This window comes from Sphingopyxis sp. LARHCG72 (assembly GCF_052871675.1).
Genome location: NZ_JBIXJU010000002.1, coordinates 478,664 through 494,122, shown reverse-complemented (window position 1 = coordinate 494,122; position 15,459 = coordinate 478,664). Strand labels below are relative to the sequence as shown.

14 protein-coding genes are annotated in these 15,459 nt (G+C 65.9%); 8 read left to right on the top strand and 6 right to left on the bottom strand.

What is annotated here, in order from left to right; all coding sequences use genetic code 11:
* Window positions 1-54 precede the first annotated feature (54 nt).
* Together ACIPPQ_RS07405 and ACIPPQ_RS07400 are read left to right on the top strand one after the other, a co-directional pair.
* Window positions 55-966, top strand: coding sequence for a tetratricopeptide repeat protein (locus ACIPPQ_RS07405; protein WP_446543484.1), 912 nt, complete (start codon window positions 55-57; stop codon window positions 964-966).
* Window positions 966-1,616, top strand: a complete 651-nt coding sequence (locus ACIPPQ_RS07400) for an LON peptidase substrate-binding domain-containing protein (RefSeq protein ID WP_446543533.1) — start codon at window positions 966-968, stop codon at window positions 1,614-1,616. The genes ACIPPQ_RS07405 and ACIPPQ_RS07400 overlap by 1 nt, the downstream gene beginning before the upstream one ends.
* Before the next feature lie 34 nt (window positions 1,617-1,650).
* Here ACIPPQ_RS07400 and ACIPPQ_RS07395 read toward each other — a convergent pair whose 3' ends face one another.
* Together ACIPPQ_RS07395 and ACIPPQ_RS07390 are read right to left on the bottom strand one after the other, a co-directional pair.
* The gene (locus ACIPPQ_RS07395; protein ID WP_446543483.1) at window positions 1,651-2,352 is read right to left on the bottom strand and encodes a sigma factor; all 702 of its coding nucleotides are present in this window, start codon (window positions 2,350-2,352) and stop codon (window positions 1,651-1,653) included.
* A 96-nt stretch (window positions 2,353-2,448) separates the two neighbouring features.
* Window positions 2,449-3,690, bottom strand: a complete 1,242-nt coding sequence (locus ACIPPQ_RS07390; RefSeq protein ID WP_446543482.1) for an FAD-dependent monooxygenase — start codon at window positions 3,688-3,690, stop codon at window positions 2,449-2,451.
* A 123-nt stretch (window positions 3,691-3,813) separates the two neighbouring features.
* On the opposite strand from ACIPPQ_RS07390, the gene ACIPPQ_RS07385 reads away from it, so the two are divergent.
* The 4 genes from ACIPPQ_RS07385 to ribA all read left to right on the top strand — a co-directional run bounded on the left by ACIPPQ_RS07385 (window position 3,814) and on the right by ribA (window position 9,110).
* On the top strand, window positions 3,814-6,129 hold the full coding sequence (locus ACIPPQ_RS07385) for a DNA translocase FtsK 4TM domain-containing protein (RefSeq protein WP_446543481.1): 2,316 nt from the start codon (window positions 3,814-3,816) through the stop codon (window positions 6,127-6,129).
* Between the two features lie 107 nt (window positions 6,130-6,236).
* Window positions 6,237-6,887, top strand: coding sequence for a LolA family protein (locus ACIPPQ_RS07380; RefSeq protein WP_446543480.1), 651 nt, complete (start codon window positions 6,237-6,239; stop codon window positions 6,885-6,887).
* 376 nt (window positions 6,888-7,263) lie between these two features.
* Window positions 7,264-8,058 carry an exodeoxyribonuclease III gene (locus ACIPPQ_RS07375; RefSeq protein ID WP_446543479.1) on the top strand — a complete coding sequence of 265 codons (795 nt, stop codon included), beginning with the start codon at window positions 7,264-7,266 and terminating at the stop codon, window positions 8,056-8,058.
* Window positions 8,055-9,110 (top strand): GTP cyclohydrolase II, encoded by a 1,056-nt coding sequence (gene ribA, locus ACIPPQ_RS07370; RefSeq protein WP_446543478.1) that lies wholly within the window; start codon window positions 8,055-8,057, stop codon window positions 9,108-9,110. The genes ACIPPQ_RS07375 and ribA overlap by 4 nt, the downstream gene beginning before the upstream one ends.
* Window positions 9,111-9,242: 132 nt before the next feature.
* On the opposite strand, the gene ACIPPQ_RS07365 is transcribed toward ribA, so the two are convergent.
* From ACIPPQ_RS07365 to ACIPPQ_RS07355, 3 genes are all read right to left on the bottom strand, one after another.
* Window positions 9,243-10,049 (bottom strand): LytR/AlgR family response regulator transcription factor, encoded by an 807-nt coding sequence (locus tag ACIPPQ_RS07365; RefSeq protein ID WP_446543477.1) that lies wholly within the window; start codon window positions 10,047-10,049, stop codon window positions 9,243-9,245.
* Complete coding sequence (locus tag ACIPPQ_RS07360) at window positions 10,046-11,170, bottom strand: sensor histidine kinase (RefSeq protein ID WP_446543476.1); 1,125 nt, start codon at window positions 11,168-11,170, stop codon at window positions 10,046-10,048. Before ACIPPQ_RS07360 ends, ACIPPQ_RS07365 begins: the two co-directional genes overlap by 4 nt.
* Before the next feature lie 63 nt (window positions 11,171-11,233).
* The gene (locus tag ACIPPQ_RS07355) at window positions 11,234-11,755 is read right to left on the bottom strand and encodes a winged helix-turn-helix transcriptional regulator (RefSeq protein WP_446543475.1); all 522 of its coding nucleotides are present in this window, start codon (window positions 11,753-11,755) and stop codon (window positions 11,234-11,236) included.
* A gap of 125 nt (window positions 11,756-11,880) precedes the next feature.
* Here ACIPPQ_RS07355 and ACIPPQ_RS07350 point away from each other — a divergent pair, with 125 nt between their 5' ends.
* The gene (locus ACIPPQ_RS07350; RefSeq protein ID WP_446543474.1) at window positions 11,881-12,216 is read left to right on the top strand and encodes a CC_3452 family protein; all 336 of its coding nucleotides are present in this window, start codon (window positions 11,881-11,883) and stop codon (window positions 12,214-12,216) included.
* A gap of 72 nt (window positions 12,217-12,288) precedes the next feature.
* On the opposite strand, the gene ACIPPQ_RS07345 is transcribed toward ACIPPQ_RS07350, so the two are convergent.
* Complete coding sequence (locus ACIPPQ_RS07345) at window positions 12,289-13,173, bottom strand: glycosyltransferase family 2 protein (protein WP_446543473.1); 885 nt, start codon at window positions 13,171-13,173, stop codon at window positions 12,289-12,291.
* Window positions 13,174-13,300: 127 nt separating this feature from the next.
* Here ACIPPQ_RS07345 and ACIPPQ_RS07340 point away from each other — a divergent pair, with 127 nt between their 5' ends.
* Window positions 13,301-15,394 carry a RelA/SpoT family protein gene (locus ACIPPQ_RS07340; RefSeq protein ID WP_446543472.1) on the top strand — a complete coding sequence of 698 codons (2,094 nt, stop codon included), beginning with the start codon at window positions 13,301-13,303 and terminating at the stop codon, window positions 15,392-15,394.
* Window positions 15,395-15,459 lie beyond the last annotated feature (65 nt).

The following is a 15,459-nucleotide window of genomic DNA, read 5'->3' as shown; positions in this document are numbered from 1 at the left end:
GTCTCGTCCGCTTCGGCGGGCACGACCGGAAATCAGGAACAGGAGCATATTTTCGTGGCCACCCTCGGTCTGAACCCCTCCGAAAAGGAAGCCGTCGAAGCCTTCCGCCGCGACGTCGTCGAACCGTCGATGACCAGCCTCGTCATCCTCGATTTCTGGGCCGAATGGTGCGGTCCGTGCAAACAGCTCGGCCCCGTGCTCGAAAAGGTTGCCGGCGATTATGCCGACAAGGGCGTCGTGCTGGTCAAGGTCGACGTCGATACGAATCGCTTCATCGCCGGCCAGTTCCAGGTCCAGTCGATCCCGACCGTCTATGCGATCTTCCAGGGCCAGCCGGTCGCGAACCTGACCAACGCGCGCACCGAAAGCCAATTGAAGGCGATTCTCGACCAGCTGCTCGCGCAGCTGCCGATCGAAAGCGAAGCAAGCGCACGCGCGGTCGAGATCGCGCCGCTGGTCGAGATGAGCGAAAGCGTGCTGGCCGAAGGCGACGGCGCGCGCGCCGCGAGCATCTTTGCACAGATCCTCGACATGGCACCCGACAATGCCGCCGCGCACGGCGGGCTGATTCGCGCATTGCTTCTCGCCGGTGACATCGAAGGCGCGCAGGCCGCGCTCGACGCCGTGCCCGCCGACATCGCCGACGATCCCCCGATCGCGCAGGCGAAAAGCGCGCTCGCGCTCGCCGCCGACGCCCCCGACGCGGGCGAACTCGCCGCGTTCGAAGCCGCGGTCGCGGCGAACCCCGACGATCACCAAGCGCGTTACGACCTCGCCGCCGCGCAGATCGGCGCGGGACAGCGCGATGCCGCCGCCGACAACCTCCTCCACATCGTCGCCGCCGATCGCGAGTGGCAGGACGGCGCCGCGCGCGCCAAATTGCTGTCGCTGTTCGAGGCCGTCGGGCTCGAGGATGCGTGGGTTGCCGCGCAGCGCCGCCGCCTGTCGCTGATCCTGTTCGGGTGATGGGCGAGACCGCGCCTTTGACGATCCAGCGGATCGCGATCTTTCCGCTGACCGGCGCGGTGTTGTTCCCCGGGCTGCACCTGCCGCTGCATATTTTCGAGCCGCGTTATTCGGCGATGGTGCAGGAGGTGCTGGCGCGCGACCGGCAGATCGGGATGATCCAACCGCGCCAGCTTCCCGGCGAAGAGGATCGCGAGCCGCCCGCGCTCTACGACATCGGCTGCGTCGGGCGCATCGTCGATGTCGAGGCGCTCGACGAGGGCCGGTTCAACCTCGTGCTCGAAGGCGTTGCGCGCTTTCGCGTCCGTCGCGAGCTAGACGTCACGACGCCGTTCCGGCAGGTCGAGGCCGAGATCGAGCTCGAAGCCGAGGACGATGCCGTGCTCGCGAGCATCGAGCGCGCGAGCCTCGAACGCGAGGCCAAGCGCTTCGCGGCGCGGCAGGGTTATGTCGTCGACTGGGATTCGGTCGGGCAGCTCGACGACGCGACGCTGGTCAACGGCATCGCGCAGGTCGCGCCATTCGACGCCGCGGCGAAGCAGGCGCTGCTCGAAGCGACGCCGATCGACGCCCGCGCCGAGTTGGTCGTCCAGCTGATGCAATTCTTCGGCCGCTTCGACGGCGACGACGGCCGCGCTACGCTGCAATAATATCTGGCGGGCTGGCACCGCTGGTTCCATAGATTCAGTGCACCTTCCGCCCCGCGGTGTGCCGGATCATGTCGGCCAGCGCGCGCCGCACGATGTGGCGATCGCTCTCGCGCAGCCGGTCGGCCGCCTCGGTCACCATCAGATGATGGCGGACAAGCTCCTGTTCGGCCGCGACGCGAACCGCGATCCGCTTGCCATCACCGCCCGTTCCGCGTGACAACGCCGCGCGCCGCCGTGCCGCCCAGTCGCCGACGAGGCGATCGGCGACACGCGCCGCGAGACTGTCCGCCGCGCCCTGTTCAACCGCGGTTTCGGCGACGGGATCGACCAGCCAGTCATCGACACCATCGTCGCAGAGCGCGTCGAGCGACAGCGTCGCGGTGACGTGCCGCCGCCCGGCGCAGCGTTGGTCGCCGTGAAGGCGGTGACGCAGCGCCTGCAATTCGGCGCGCAGTTGCCAGTTCACATAGGTTGTGAAGCGCGCCCGCGCCGGATCATAGCGTTCGGCGGCGCGGTGGAGCGCGATCGCGCACACTTGCGCGGCGTCATCGGCGACGTCGGCGAGGCCATAGGCGCGGGTGAAATAACGGATTCGCGGTGCCGCGAGCGTCGCGAGCCGCGCAAAGGCCCGATCGGCCAGCGCCCGGGTGCGCGCTCCCGGCGTCGCATCGAGCGCGGTTCGCGCCTGGATATAATCGGTCACCGCCCCTTCGAGCGCATCGCTTTTTGCCGACATGCTGCGATCCCCATCCTGCCGCGGCATGGTTGCCGCTTCGACAGGGATAGGCGGTCATGCTTAGCGCCGGGCTGCCGCGCGCCCAGGTAATAATACCTAGATTTCGGCGCCCGCGAGCAGGCGCGGCAGGTCGCCCGCCTCCCCGCGCGCTTCGTCCATGAAGAAGCGCTTGAGCATCGGCATACGCTGCACCGCGCCGAGCCCGGTGCGCCGCACCGCCGCAGCGGTGCGCCCCGGAATGCCGAACAGCCGCGTCAGCCCGTCGGTCGCGAGGCTGACCATCATATTGTCGAGCCCGCGCCAGCGCTGATAGCGCGCGAGCAGCGCCGCATCGCCGAGGTCGAGGCCAAGCCGTGCACCCTCGACGAGCACTTCGGCGAGCGCGGCGACGTCGCGCAGCCCGAGGTTGAGCCCCTGCCCGGCGATCGGATGGATACCATGCGCGGCGTCGCCGACGAGCGCGAGGCGGTCGGCGACGATCGATGCGCTGTGATGGAAGCCGAGCGGATAGGTCATGCGCGGCGCCACCAGTTCCATCGCGCCGAGCACCCCGCCGGCGCGCTTCTGCAACTCGGCGATGAAGCCGCGGTCACCAAGCTTGGCAAAGCCGGGGCCGTCGGTTTCGGACACGGTCCAGACGAACGCCGAGCGGTGCCGGCCCTGTTCGTCGTCGACGAGCGGCAGCAACGCGAACGGTCCCGACGGATAGAAGATTTCGTGCGCGACATGGCCGTGCGGCTTTTCGTGCGCCACCGCGCCGATCATCGCGTGATGATGGTACGACCAGTTCGCGATACTGAACCCCGCCGCGTCGCGGGTCGGCGAGCGGCGGCCTTCGGCGACAACCAGCAACGGCGCGGCGAGCCGCGTGCCGTCGGCGAGCGTCAGCGTGACGCCATGCGCATCGGTGTCGCGCGCCACGACCTCGGCAGGCATAAACAGGCGAACGAGCGGCGTATCGGCCAGCCCTGCGGCGAGCGCCAGGCGGAGCTGGCGATTTTCGATCATCGTCCCGAGCGGCGGCGCGCCATCGGCGGTGACGAAGTCGAGTTCGCCGCCGCGGCCGCTGTCGGGGGCACCGTCGCCGACCTTGATCGCGCGGATCGGGCAGCCATGGCCGGCAAGCCGCTCTGCTATGCCCAGCACTTCGAACATCTGCCATGTTGCGCTGGCGATCGCCGAGGCGCGGCCGTCGAACCCCGGCGCGATCGTGCGCGTCGGGTCGGCGGGGTCGACGACCTGGACCGACAGGCCGTGGTGGGCAAGGGCGAGGGCCAGCGCCTGGCCGACGAGGCCGCCACCCGAAATCAGGACATCGCTGCGCAGCGTTTCACTCATGCCGATGCCCTAGCGTGCGGCAGGACGGTTGGAAAGGCCGCGGTGGCGGCGGCGGCCCGCTTGACGGCGAGTCCGCCCCATGCGCATATCGCCGTGGTTAACTGACAGGGACCCGTAAAGAGCATGGCAAGCCGCAAGGCCGCACCCGTAAAGGCCGATTGGCGCACGGTTTTCCGCCAAAGCATCGCGCGATCGATCGTGATCGCGGCGGCGGCGCTGCTCGGGCTGTTCACGCTGTTCCTGGCTCTCGCGCTCCTCACCTACGACAGCACCGACGCGGCGCTCAACACCGCCGCGCACGGGACCGCGGCGAACTGGATGGGCAGCGCGGGCGCGTGGTTCGCCGATCTGGGCCTGTCGATCGGCGGCGTCGGCGTGGCGCTGCTGCTGCCCTTGCTCGGGATCATGGCGTGGCGGCTCTGGTCCGGCGAGGCGCAGCCCTATTGGCCGCGCCAGCTTGCTTACAGTTTCATCGGCATATTGCTCGTCGGTCTCGGCGCCGAACTCTGGTCGCCCGCGACCAACGCACCGATGCCCGCAGGCTGGGGCGGGATCATCGCGCTGCTGCTCGGCGGTGCGATCGCGCCCTTGTTCGCGCAGGCGGGCGAACCCGCCGCGGCGCTGATCCGCTTTGCCACCATCCTGCTGCTCGTCGGGGTCGGCCTGTGGCTCGCGTGGCGCGCACTGCGGCTTGAAAAGGGCTGGGCGTCGCGTTTCCGACTGCCCGCGGCCGAGGGCAGCCGCCGTGTCGTCGAACCCGCACGCGTGGCGAGCGACGACATCCGCGCGCCCGAGCCCGTGGACCGCGTCGTCCGCCCGCGCGCCGTTGCCGAACCGAGCGACCGCGCCCCGCCCGAAATCGCCGATCCTGCAGAACGCAGCGCGCCCTCGAAACCCAAGCCCAAGCCGCAGACCGAGCTGTTCACCAACTACCAGCTGCCGTCGATCGACCTGCTCGCGCCGCCGCCGCCGGGACCGACGGGGCAGATCGACAAGGCGGGGCTCGAACGCAATGCCCGCCTGCTCGAATCGGTACTCGAGGATTTCCAGGTCAAGGGCGTCGTCACCGCGGTCCGCCCCGGCCCCGTCGTCACCATGTACGAACTCGAACCCGCACCGGGGACGAAGGCGAGCCGCGTATCGAACCTCGCCGACGATATCGCGCGCAACATGTCGGCGCTGTCGGCGCGCATCGCACCGATCCCCGGGCGCACCGTGATCGGCATCGAACTGCCCAACGCGAACCGCGAATCGGTGGTGCTGCACGAAATCATCGGCAGCGCCCTGTTCCAGGATCAGACCGGCGCACTGCCGATCATCCTCGGCAAGAATATCAGCGGCGACCCGATGATCGCCGACCTCGCGCCGATGCCGCATCTGCTCATCGCGGGTACGACGGGTTCGGGTAAGTCGGTCGGACTCAACGCGATGATCCTCTCGCTTCTCTATCGGCTTGGTCCCGATCAGGTGAAGATGATCATGATCGATCCCAAGATGCTGGAACTCAGCGTCTATGACGATATCCCGCACCTGCTCGCCCCCGTGGTGACCGAGCCCAAGAAGGCGATCCGCGCGCTCAAATGGGCGGTCGAGCAGATGGAGGACCGCTACCGGATGATGTCGTCGCTGTCGGTCCGCAACCTCGCTAGCTACAACGACAAGGTGCGCGGCGCGCTCGCCAAGGGCAAGTCGCTCGGGCGCCGCGTCCAGACGGGTTACGACCCCGACACCGGCCAGCCGGTCTATGAAGAAGAGACGCTCGACTATGCGCCGTTGCCGCAGATCGTCGTCGTCGTCGACGAACTTGCCGATTTGATGATGACCGCGGGCAAGGAAGTCGAATTCCTGATCCAGCGGCTGGCGCAGAAAGCCCGCGCGGCGGGCATCCACCTGATCCTCGCGACCCAGCGTCCGTCGGTCGACGTCATCACCGGCGTCATCAAGGCGAACCTGCCGACGCGCATCAGCTTCAACGTCACGTCGAAGATCGACAGCCGCACGATTCTGGGCGAAGCGGGCGCCGAGCAGCTGCTCGGCAAGGGCGACATGCTCTACGTCCCCGGCGGCAAGCAGATCACGCGTATCCACGGCCCCTTCGTCTCCGACGACGAGGTGCGCGCGGTCGCCGATCACTGGAAGGCACAGGGCCGGCCCGACTATATCGAGAGCGTGACCGAGGATCCCGAGGACGGCGGTTTCGCGATGGAGGGCGCGCCCGCGGGTGGCGACAGCGCCGAGGACCGCATGTACGCCAAGGCCTGCCAGATCGTCGTCGAGAGCCAGAAGGCCTCGACGAGCTGGCTGCAGCGCCAGCTGCGCATCGGATATAACAGTGCAGCGCGCCTGATCGAGCGGATGGAGGAGGAAGGGCTGGTCAGCCCGCCCAACCATGTCGGCCGCCGCGACGTGCTCACCGACCAGTACGGCCAGCAAAGATGAGCAACCTTTGCCGGCTTCACGACTTGAACAGCATCTAACGACAGGTTCAGCGCGCGTTCAATGCCCGCCTGCGATGGACCGCAGACATATCGCAGAATGAGAGCCAGATGATTTTCAAGACCCCCATGACCCGCCTCGCCGCCTGGACGCTTGCCCCCGTCGCGGCGGCCAGCCTTGCCATCGGCGTTCCCGCGATCGCGCAATCGGCGAGCACGTTGTCGGCGGTGCAGTCGCATCTCAAATCGACCAGCTCGATGACCGCCGATTTCGTGCAGACCGACCGCAACGGCCAGCGCCTGAGCGGCCAGTTGACCTTGAAGCGTCCGGGCAAGATCCGCTTCCAATATCAAAAGGGCGTGCCGCTGCTGATCGTCGGCGACGGCAGTTCGCTGACGATGATCGACTATGAAGTGAAGCAGGTGCAGCGCTGGCCGGTGAAGAACTCGCCACTCGGCGCGCTGCTCGACCCCGACCGCGACCTGACCAAATATGCCAAGGTCCTGCCGACGGGCAGCGGCGACGTGCTGAGCGTCGAGGTCAAGGATCCGAAGCGCCCCGAATATGGCACGATCACGATGGTATTCGTGCGCGACGGATCGGCGCCCGCGGGCCTGCGCCTGCGCGGCTGGGTCGCACTCGATTCGCAGAACAACCGCACGCGCATCGACCTCAGCAACCAGAAATTCAACGTCGCGGTCGCCGATTCGGCGTTCAAATGGACCGACCCGCGCCCCAAGCAGCGGGGCCGCGCGGGCTGACCTACCCGCTCTTTTGACGACCCATTCAGGCGGCGCCGAATCCCCCGAAGGATTCGGCGCCGTTTTTCCGGACCAACCGTCGTCCTGCATCGACGAACTGCAAAAGCGGCGCGAAGGCGTACCTTTTCGTTCAGCTTGGCGACAGGGAAGACCCGCTATTCCAACTCTCGAAGGCGCCAACACGGCTCCCGGATTTGGGTTTCCCCCTGTTGCCCCACCCGGACTGCCAGGCACCTTCATTCAAGAGCGTGACGAACGCTGACCTTGAACCCCCGTTCCACCGCCCCTGGGACGGGGGTTTAATTTGTCCGGGCCACCCGACAAAAGATTCGGCCGCAACGTTGCGCGCCTTCCCCCGCGCCGATAGAGCCACCGCATGACTCGCACCAGCATCGCATCGTGGAACATCAACAGCGTCCGCGCCCGCATCGGTATCGTCGAAAAATTCCTGCGCGAAGAAGCCCCCGACATCCTCTGCCTGCAAGAGACCAAGGTCGAATGCACGCTGTTCCCGCCCGAGATGTTCAAGCGGCTGGGGTATGAGCATATCGTCACCCACGGCCAGCGCATGCACCACGGCGTCGCGATCGTCAGCAAGGTGCCGCTGACCGACGTGCGCAAATATGACTGGCAGGCGAATGGCGAGGCGCGCCATGTGGGCGTGACGCTGCCGTCGGGCGTGCGGCTCGACAATGTCTATATCCCCGCGGGCGGCGACATTCCCGATCGCGAATTGAATCCCAAATTCGGGCAGAAGCTCGATTTCTTCGGCCGCATGACCGAATGGTCGGGCGCGCTGAATGGCACGCCGACGGTGCTGACCGGCGATTTCAACGTCGCGCCGCTCGAAAGCGATGTCTGGAATCACAAGGCGCTGCTCGATGTCGTCAGCCATACGCCCGTAGAGGTCGAAACGCTGGCGCGGTTGCAGGCGGCGTCGGACTGGATCGACCTCGGCCGCCATTTCATCCCGGCGCCCGAGCGACTCTATACCTGGTGGAGCTATCGCGCGAAGGATTGGGAAGCGTCGAACCGCGGCCGCCGGCTCGACCATATGTGGGTGACCCCCGACCTGATGCCCAAAGCGATATCGCATCGTATCGTCCAGCCCGCGCGGAGCTGGGAACGGCCGTCGGACCATATTCCGCTCATCACCGAGTTCGATTTTTGAGCGACAGCGGCGCCCGTCGGGCCGCGCGCGCGGTCGACGCGCTGCGGCGCGGCTGGCCGTTCCGCGTCGAGGGCGCGGACGGTGCGCTCGACCTGCTTGCGGTCGAGAGCGCGCGCGACGGCGCGCTCGGCGAATTCGCCAGCCACGACATACTGCTGTCGGGCGAGCGCGCAGTCACGCTCATGCTCACCAACCAGCGCGTCGCCGCAACGCCGGGACCGGTGCGGCTGGCAAAGGCCGCCGACACGGTAGCCGCCGCGCTCCCGATCGCCGACCCGGCGCTCGATCTCGCCAATCCGCTCAAAGGCCCGTTCCACACGGTGGCGACCGGTGGCGATGCCGCGGCCGCCGCCGCGATGACGATGGCGCGCCACGCCGGCCTGCTCCCCGCTTTCTTCGTGCGCGAAGCGGCGGGGGAAGCCGAAACCTTCTGTACCGCCGGCGATGTCGCTGCGCTGCTCGACCCGACGCGGCTCGAAGTCGCGGCGCGCGCGCGCCTGCCCGTCGAAGCCAGCGAAAGCGCCGAAATCATTGCCTTCCGCTCGCCCGAAGAAGCGTCGGACCATGTCGCGCTGATCATCGGCAAACGCGACGGCAATCCGCCGGTCGTGCGATTGCACAGCGAATGCCTGACCGGCGACGTGCTCGGCAGCCTCAAATGCGATTGCGGACCGCAGCTTCACGCCGCGCTCCACGCGATGGCCGATGCGCCGTGGGGCGTGCTGCTCTACCTCCGACAGGAAGGGCGTGGGATCGGGCTCGTCAACAAGCTGCGCGCCTATGCGCTGCAGGATCAGGGTTATGACACGGTCGACGCCAATTTGCGCCTCGGCTTCCCGGTCGAAGCCCGCGATTTCGCGATCGCGGGGCGGATGCTCGAGCTGCTCAATATCCCGCGCATCCGGCTGATGACCAACAATCCCGAAAAGGTCGCGCGGTTAGAGAAGGAAGGCGTCGAGGTGATCGAGCGCTTACCCCTCGCGCTGCCCACGAATAAATATAACGAACAATATCTCGCGACCAAGCGCGACCGGACAGGGCACCAGCTGTAGTTGTCTGTTTCCGCTTCGCGGAAACGTGCGGCACCGGCCCGCTCCCCCGCCCGGCCTCCCAACAGCGTATCCTGAAAGGGGAGGCCGGGCGGGGGAGCGGGCCGGTGCCGCTTCTGCCGTCAGGCAGAAATATTAGTGCACGAAGCGCGCGACCACGTCGCGATAGCTGCGGCTCACTTTCACCTGCGCGCCCGATCCGAGCACGAGGAAGCATTCACCGTTGGTGTGCGGTTTGACCTGCTTGACCTGGCTCAGGTTCACGATCGTCGAGCGATGGACGCGCTGGAAGTTGCGCGGGTCGAGCCGCTTTTCGAGGTCCTTCATCGTCTCGCGCAGGATGAGCGAATTATCGGCGGTGTAGATGCACATATAATCGCCCGCGGCGTCGATGCGCTCGATGCTGTCGACGTCGACGCGGAAAATCTGGCCGCGATCCTTGATGTTGATCATCTTTTCATAGCGGTCGGCGGCGTGCGCGTCGGGGGCGGCTTCGGCGTCATAATCCTCGACCGCCTCGGGCGCGACTTCGGCGAGCACCGTCTTCAAGCGCTCGACTTCGGCGGCGCCGCGCTTTTCAGCGAGGCGCTGGCGCACGCGGTCCAGCGCATCGGCGAGCCGTTCGGGTTCGACCGGCTTCACCAGATAATCGACCGCCTGCGCCTCGAACGCACGGATCGCATGGTCCGAATAAGCGGTGACGAAGACGACGAGCGGCGGCTCGACCTCCATCAGCCCCTGGATCACCGAAAAGCCGTCGAACCCCGGCATCTGGATGTCGAGGAACACGAGGTCGGGTTTGTGCGTCTTGATCTTGCGGATGGCTTCGCGGCCATTTTGCGCGGTGTCGACGATTTCGACATCCGAATGCGGTTCGAGCCGCAGTTGCAGGCCTTGGGTGGCCAATTTTTCATCATCCACCAGGATGGTTCTGATCGTCATGTTCTCTCGGTTCCAATCGTCATTTGCCCATCGGGCTGGAACGGAAACTCGATTACCACCGTGAATCCACCCTCAGCGCCCATATGGACGTCGAACCGGTGCTGGTCGCCAAAAGCCTGCGCCAGCCGGTCCCTGATATTGGCTAAACCCACACCGGTCGATTCCGTTGCAAAGCCAGTGGTGGGGTCCGTGGTCTCGCCTGACAATCCCGCGCCGGTGTCGGACACGGTGATCCGGACATTTTGACCGGCCAACTGTGCGGAAATCGTGATATCCGCGCCATCCTCCTGCGGCGTGACCGCATATTTGATCGCATTTTCGATCAGCGGCTGGAGCAAAAGCGACGGCAAACGCGCTCGCGAAACCGCGGGGTCGATCGCGAAATGGGGCCGCAGCCGTTCCTCGAAACGCATCTTCTCGATATCGAGATAGAGTTTCAGCGTCTCGATTTCCTGCGCCAGCGTCACCTGCGCGGTCGGCTCGTTCGCGAGCGTGTAGCGGAGGAACGCCGACAGGCGCGACAGCATCGCATTGGCGGGCTCCGACTGCTTGAGCAGGACCAGCGTCGAAATGCTGTTGAGCGTGTTGAACAGGAAATGCGGGTTGAGCTGGTAGCGCAGCATCGCGAGCTGTGCCGACGCCGCCTGCGCCTCGAGCCGCAGGACGCGGTCATTCTGCTCTTCGAGCTGGAGGAAATAGTTGATCGCGAAATAGAGTGCCGACCAGGCCGCGAGCGACGTCGCGTCGATATACATCGCGCCGAGCAACAGGCTGGTAAAGCCCGCCTCGCTTGCCGGATTCTGGATCTGCGCAACCCACGCGTCGATAAAGGCCCAGAGCGCGGTCGCGAGGCCCGCAAGGCCGAAGCTGACGCCCCACATCAAAAGCGGGCGGCGGTTGATCAGCGTGCGATAACAGACCGACAGCAGGAGGGTGAGCGAGAAACCGGTGATCGCGGAGATCATCTGCGGAATCAGGAAGGTGAAGGCCTGGCCATTGGCAAGCCCCGACACGCCGCGCAGGCCGAGCCAGGCGGCCCAGCCCAACAGCTGCAGGTTCCAGAAAGCCCGCACCTTATTGTCGAAAAAGGGGCCGGGCGAAGTCAGTCGAAACAGCGGCATGGGGATCCGGGCGATAGGAAGGTCAGCGGCCGCGCGCGCGCGGGTTGCAGCAGGCGTCGCCGGTCATTCCGCCGCGACCGGCGCCGCGGCATTTTCGCTGCGCACACGCGCCTGTCCCAGCGGCTGCAATTCGGAACGATGCTTCCACAACAATTCCTTGTAACCGATCACGCGACCGTCGTGCGCGGTCAGCGTCACCGGGCCGATCGGCTGTTCGTCGCGCGCGTCGACGAGCACCGGGGTCGAGGGAACGCCCGCCCCCCATTTCTCGCCCCACTGACGCAGCGCGATCATCGCGGGAAGCAGCTCGATGCCCTTTTCGGTGAGCTGATAGCGAACCTTGCGCCGATCCTCGGCCATCACCTCGCGCGCCATGATGCCATGGTCGACCAGCTTCGACAGACGGTTCGACAGGATGTTGCGCGCGATGTTCAACTCCTGCTGGAACTCCTCGAAATGATGGACGCCGTTGAACGCCGCACGCAGGATCATGAACGACCATCGCTCGCCCATCGCCTCAAGCGCAAGCGGCAGGGCACAATTGCCCCCATCGAGGTCGTTCAACAGTTCGCGTAGTTTTCCCATAGCCAAAGCCCTAACGTAAAATCCGCCCATGCGCCAAAAAAATATAGTGCCTCCGTTGCATTTCGCAACTCAAACGCTAGGCAGCGTTTCGCGACCTCCCGGTCGCGCAAAAACAGGAGGTCCAGATGCCCATATTCAAGCTTTCTCCCCTTTCAAATTCGCGTTCGCTGGCCGGCGCCGCGCTGATCGGCGGCCTGGCCTTCTGGTCGGTCGCGGCCAGCGCCGCAGGCGGCGCCTATTACCGCGCCGAACTCGCCAGCCCGGCTTCCGATGCTCGCTTTGTCGCGCGCGATGTCGTCTGGGCCTGCAAGGGCGCGAGCTGCATCGCCGGCCAGGGGACGAGCCGCCCCCTCATCATGTGCTCGGCCCTCGCCAAGGCCGCGGGGCCGGTGGCGAGCTTTACCGCGGGCGGCAAGGCGCTCGATGCCGACGAACTCGCGCGCTGCAACGCCGGGAAATAGGTTTTTGGCACAGCGCCGCATCGCACCCGGGGTGCGGCGCCGTGCCACGAATTGTCACGAAATCGGGGCCGATCAGGCCGCGAGGCGGTTGCGCGCGACGACGAGCGACCAGCGCGCCAGCGCGGGCAGTCGCGCGAGAACCGGCTGCGGGTCGGCGCGAAAGGCGCGGCGCACCAGGTCGAGGCGCCAGCTGCGGCTGCTGCGCAGCGCGAGCCCGAGGAGGATTTCGCTGCGGCTGCGCGCGGGCAGCGTCGCGGGCAGCGCGCGTTCGACGATCTGGGCGGTCAACGCCTGGATCTCTTCGGACCGCTGGCTGGTCAGGCTGCCGCCATGCTTGCGATAGAGATACAGATCCTCGTGCAACGCGACAAAGGTGAAACGCTGCGCCGCGCGTAGCCAGAAATCATAATCCTCGACGCCGAACAGCCCGGTGTCATAGCCGCCAAGCGCTTCGGTCACGCATGCCCGGTAGAGAAAGCAGGCGCCGATGTTATTGCCGTAGAGCAGCCGTTCGACCGGCCCGACACGCGAAATGCCGAGTTCGCCGCCCGCGTCGTCGATCAAGGCGAAGTCGGCGTGGACGATGTCGGTCCCGGGCTGCGCATCGAGCGTTGCGACAAGCCGCGCCAGCATATTGGGCCGGAGCAAATTATCGTCCGATGTCCAGCTGTGCATTTCGCCGCGCGCCGCGGCAAATCCGTGATTGAGCGCCGCCGGCAAACCGACATTCGTGTCGAGGCGCAGCAACGTCACGCGCGGATCGCTTGCCGCGGCTTCGGCCATGATCGCGGGCGACGCGTCGCGCGACGCGTCATCGACAAGGATCAGCTCGAAATCGCGAAAATCCTGGGCAAGCACCGACGCGATCGCATCGGCCAGCCAGCGCGCACCATTGTGCACGGGCATGACCATCGACACCCGCGGTGTCGGCGTCGAATCAAGAGCTTCGGTCCCCATCTCATGATTGTCCTACCCGCGACGAACGATGCTTCCAACGGGCTTTACCAAAGTTGCTAACCTCCGGCGGTCCTGCGCAAGCAAATTTCGCATTGCAATTGGTACCGCATGAACGACATTGAGGGCGATGCTGAGGCAATATGAACTTGTCGAGCGCGTGCGCGCTTATGATCCCGACGTCGACGAGGCGCTGCTCAACCGCGCCTATGTCTTCACCGTCCAGAAGCACGGCAGCCAGAAACGCGCGTCTGGCGACCCCTATTTCAGCCATCCGGTCGAGGTCGCCGGGATTTTGACCGACCTCCACCTCGACAGCGAAACGATCGTCACCGCGCTGCTCCACGACACGCTGGAAGACACGCTGACGACGCCCGAGGAAATCGAACGGCTGTTCGGCGCCGACGTCGGCCGGCTGGTGGACGGGGTGACGAAGCTCAGCAAGATCGAGGCGCAGACCGAAAATGAGCGCGCCGCCGAAAACCTCCGCAAATTCCTGCTTGCGATGTCCGACGACATCCGTGTGCTGCTCGTCAAGCTTGCCGACCGGCTGCACAATATGCGGACGCTGCATTTCATCAAGAATCCCGAGAAGCGCCGCCGCATCGCCAAGGAGACGATGGATATCTATGCCCCGCTCGCCGAGCGGATCGGCATGTATGAATATATGCGCGAGATGCAGCTCCTCGCGTTCAGCGAACTCGAACCGGAAGCCTATGCGACGATCACCGGCCGCCTCGCCAAGCTGACCGCCGGCGGCAAGGACAAGGTCGCCGCGATCAGCCGCGAGTTCAAGGAGCTTCTCGCGAAGAACGGTATCGAGGCCGAAGTGTCGGGGCGCGAAAAGCACCCCTATTCGATCTGGCGCAAGATGCAGGAACGGCATGTCAGCTTCGAGCAGGTGACCGACATCATCGCGTTCCGGACCCTCACCCCGACCGACGCCGATTGCTACGCCGCACTGGGGCTGATCCATCGCAAATGGAAAATGGTACCGGGGCGCTTCAAGGATTATATCTCGACGCCGAAACGCAACGGCTACAAGTCGCTGCACACGACGATCATGCACCAGCAGAATATGCGGATCGAAATCCAGATTCGCAGCCTTGGCATGCACCAGCAGTCCGAATTCGGGCTTGCTGCGCATTGGGCATATAAGCAGGGCGGCGCCGCGCCCGACGGCCAGGCGGGCTGGATTCGCGACCTCATCGAAATCCTTGAGCAGACGCACGATCCCGAGGAATTCCTCGAAAATACGCGCATCGCGATGTATCAGGACCGCATCTTCGCCTTCACGCCGAAGGGCAGCCTGCACCAGTTGCCCAAGGGCGCGACCCCGGTCGATTTCGCCTATGCCGTCCACACCGGGCTCGGCGACCGCACTGTAGGCGCCAAGGTCAATGGACGGCTCGTGCCGCTGCGCACCCAGCTCAACAATGGCGACACGGTCGAGATTCTCTCGTCCGACAAACAGACGCCGCAGCCCGCGTGGCTGGGCTTTGCGGTGACCGGAAAGGCGCGCGCGGCGATCCGCCGCCATGTCCGGTCGAAGGAAAAGGTCGAACTCGCGGCGCTAGGCCGCAAGATGTACGACGAGATCGTCGCGCGCCTGCCGAACAAGGTCGGCGACAAGGCGCGAGCGGCGGCACGCGAGCGGCTGAAGCTCGACGACGACAGCGCGCTCTATGTCGCGATCGCGAAGCAGCGGCTCAGCGACAATGCGGTGCTCGAGGCGCTGGTCCCCGGCATCACCGCCGAGATGAAGACCAAGCCCGGCAAGCTGGTGCAGGGCGCGGCGGTGTCGATCGCCGGGCTGACCCCCGGCGTCGCTTATCAGCTTGCCGATTGCTGCCATCCCGTTCCCGGCGACCGGATCGTCGGCCTGTCGCGTCCCGGCGAGGGGATCGAGGTGCATGTCATCGACTGCCCGCGGCTCGCCGACGGGATCGATGCCGACTGGATCGACCTTCGGTGGCAGGAAGACAGCGAGGGCGGCAATGCGCGCCTGTGCATCGTCATCCTCAACGAACCGGGCACGCTCGCCGAAATGTCGGGCATCCTCGCCGCCAATATGGCGAACATCACCAATTTGCGCCTGTCGAACCGCGAGGGCGGTTTCCACACCTATGACGTCGTCGTCGAAGTGCGCGACGTCCAGCATGTGATGCGCATATTGTCGGCGCTGCGCGCGTCGGACACGGTGGTTCAGGCCGAGCGGCAATAACCGTCATCCCAGCGAAAGCTGGGATCGCTGGCAGTATTCCGGAACGATAGCGGTCCCGGCTTTCG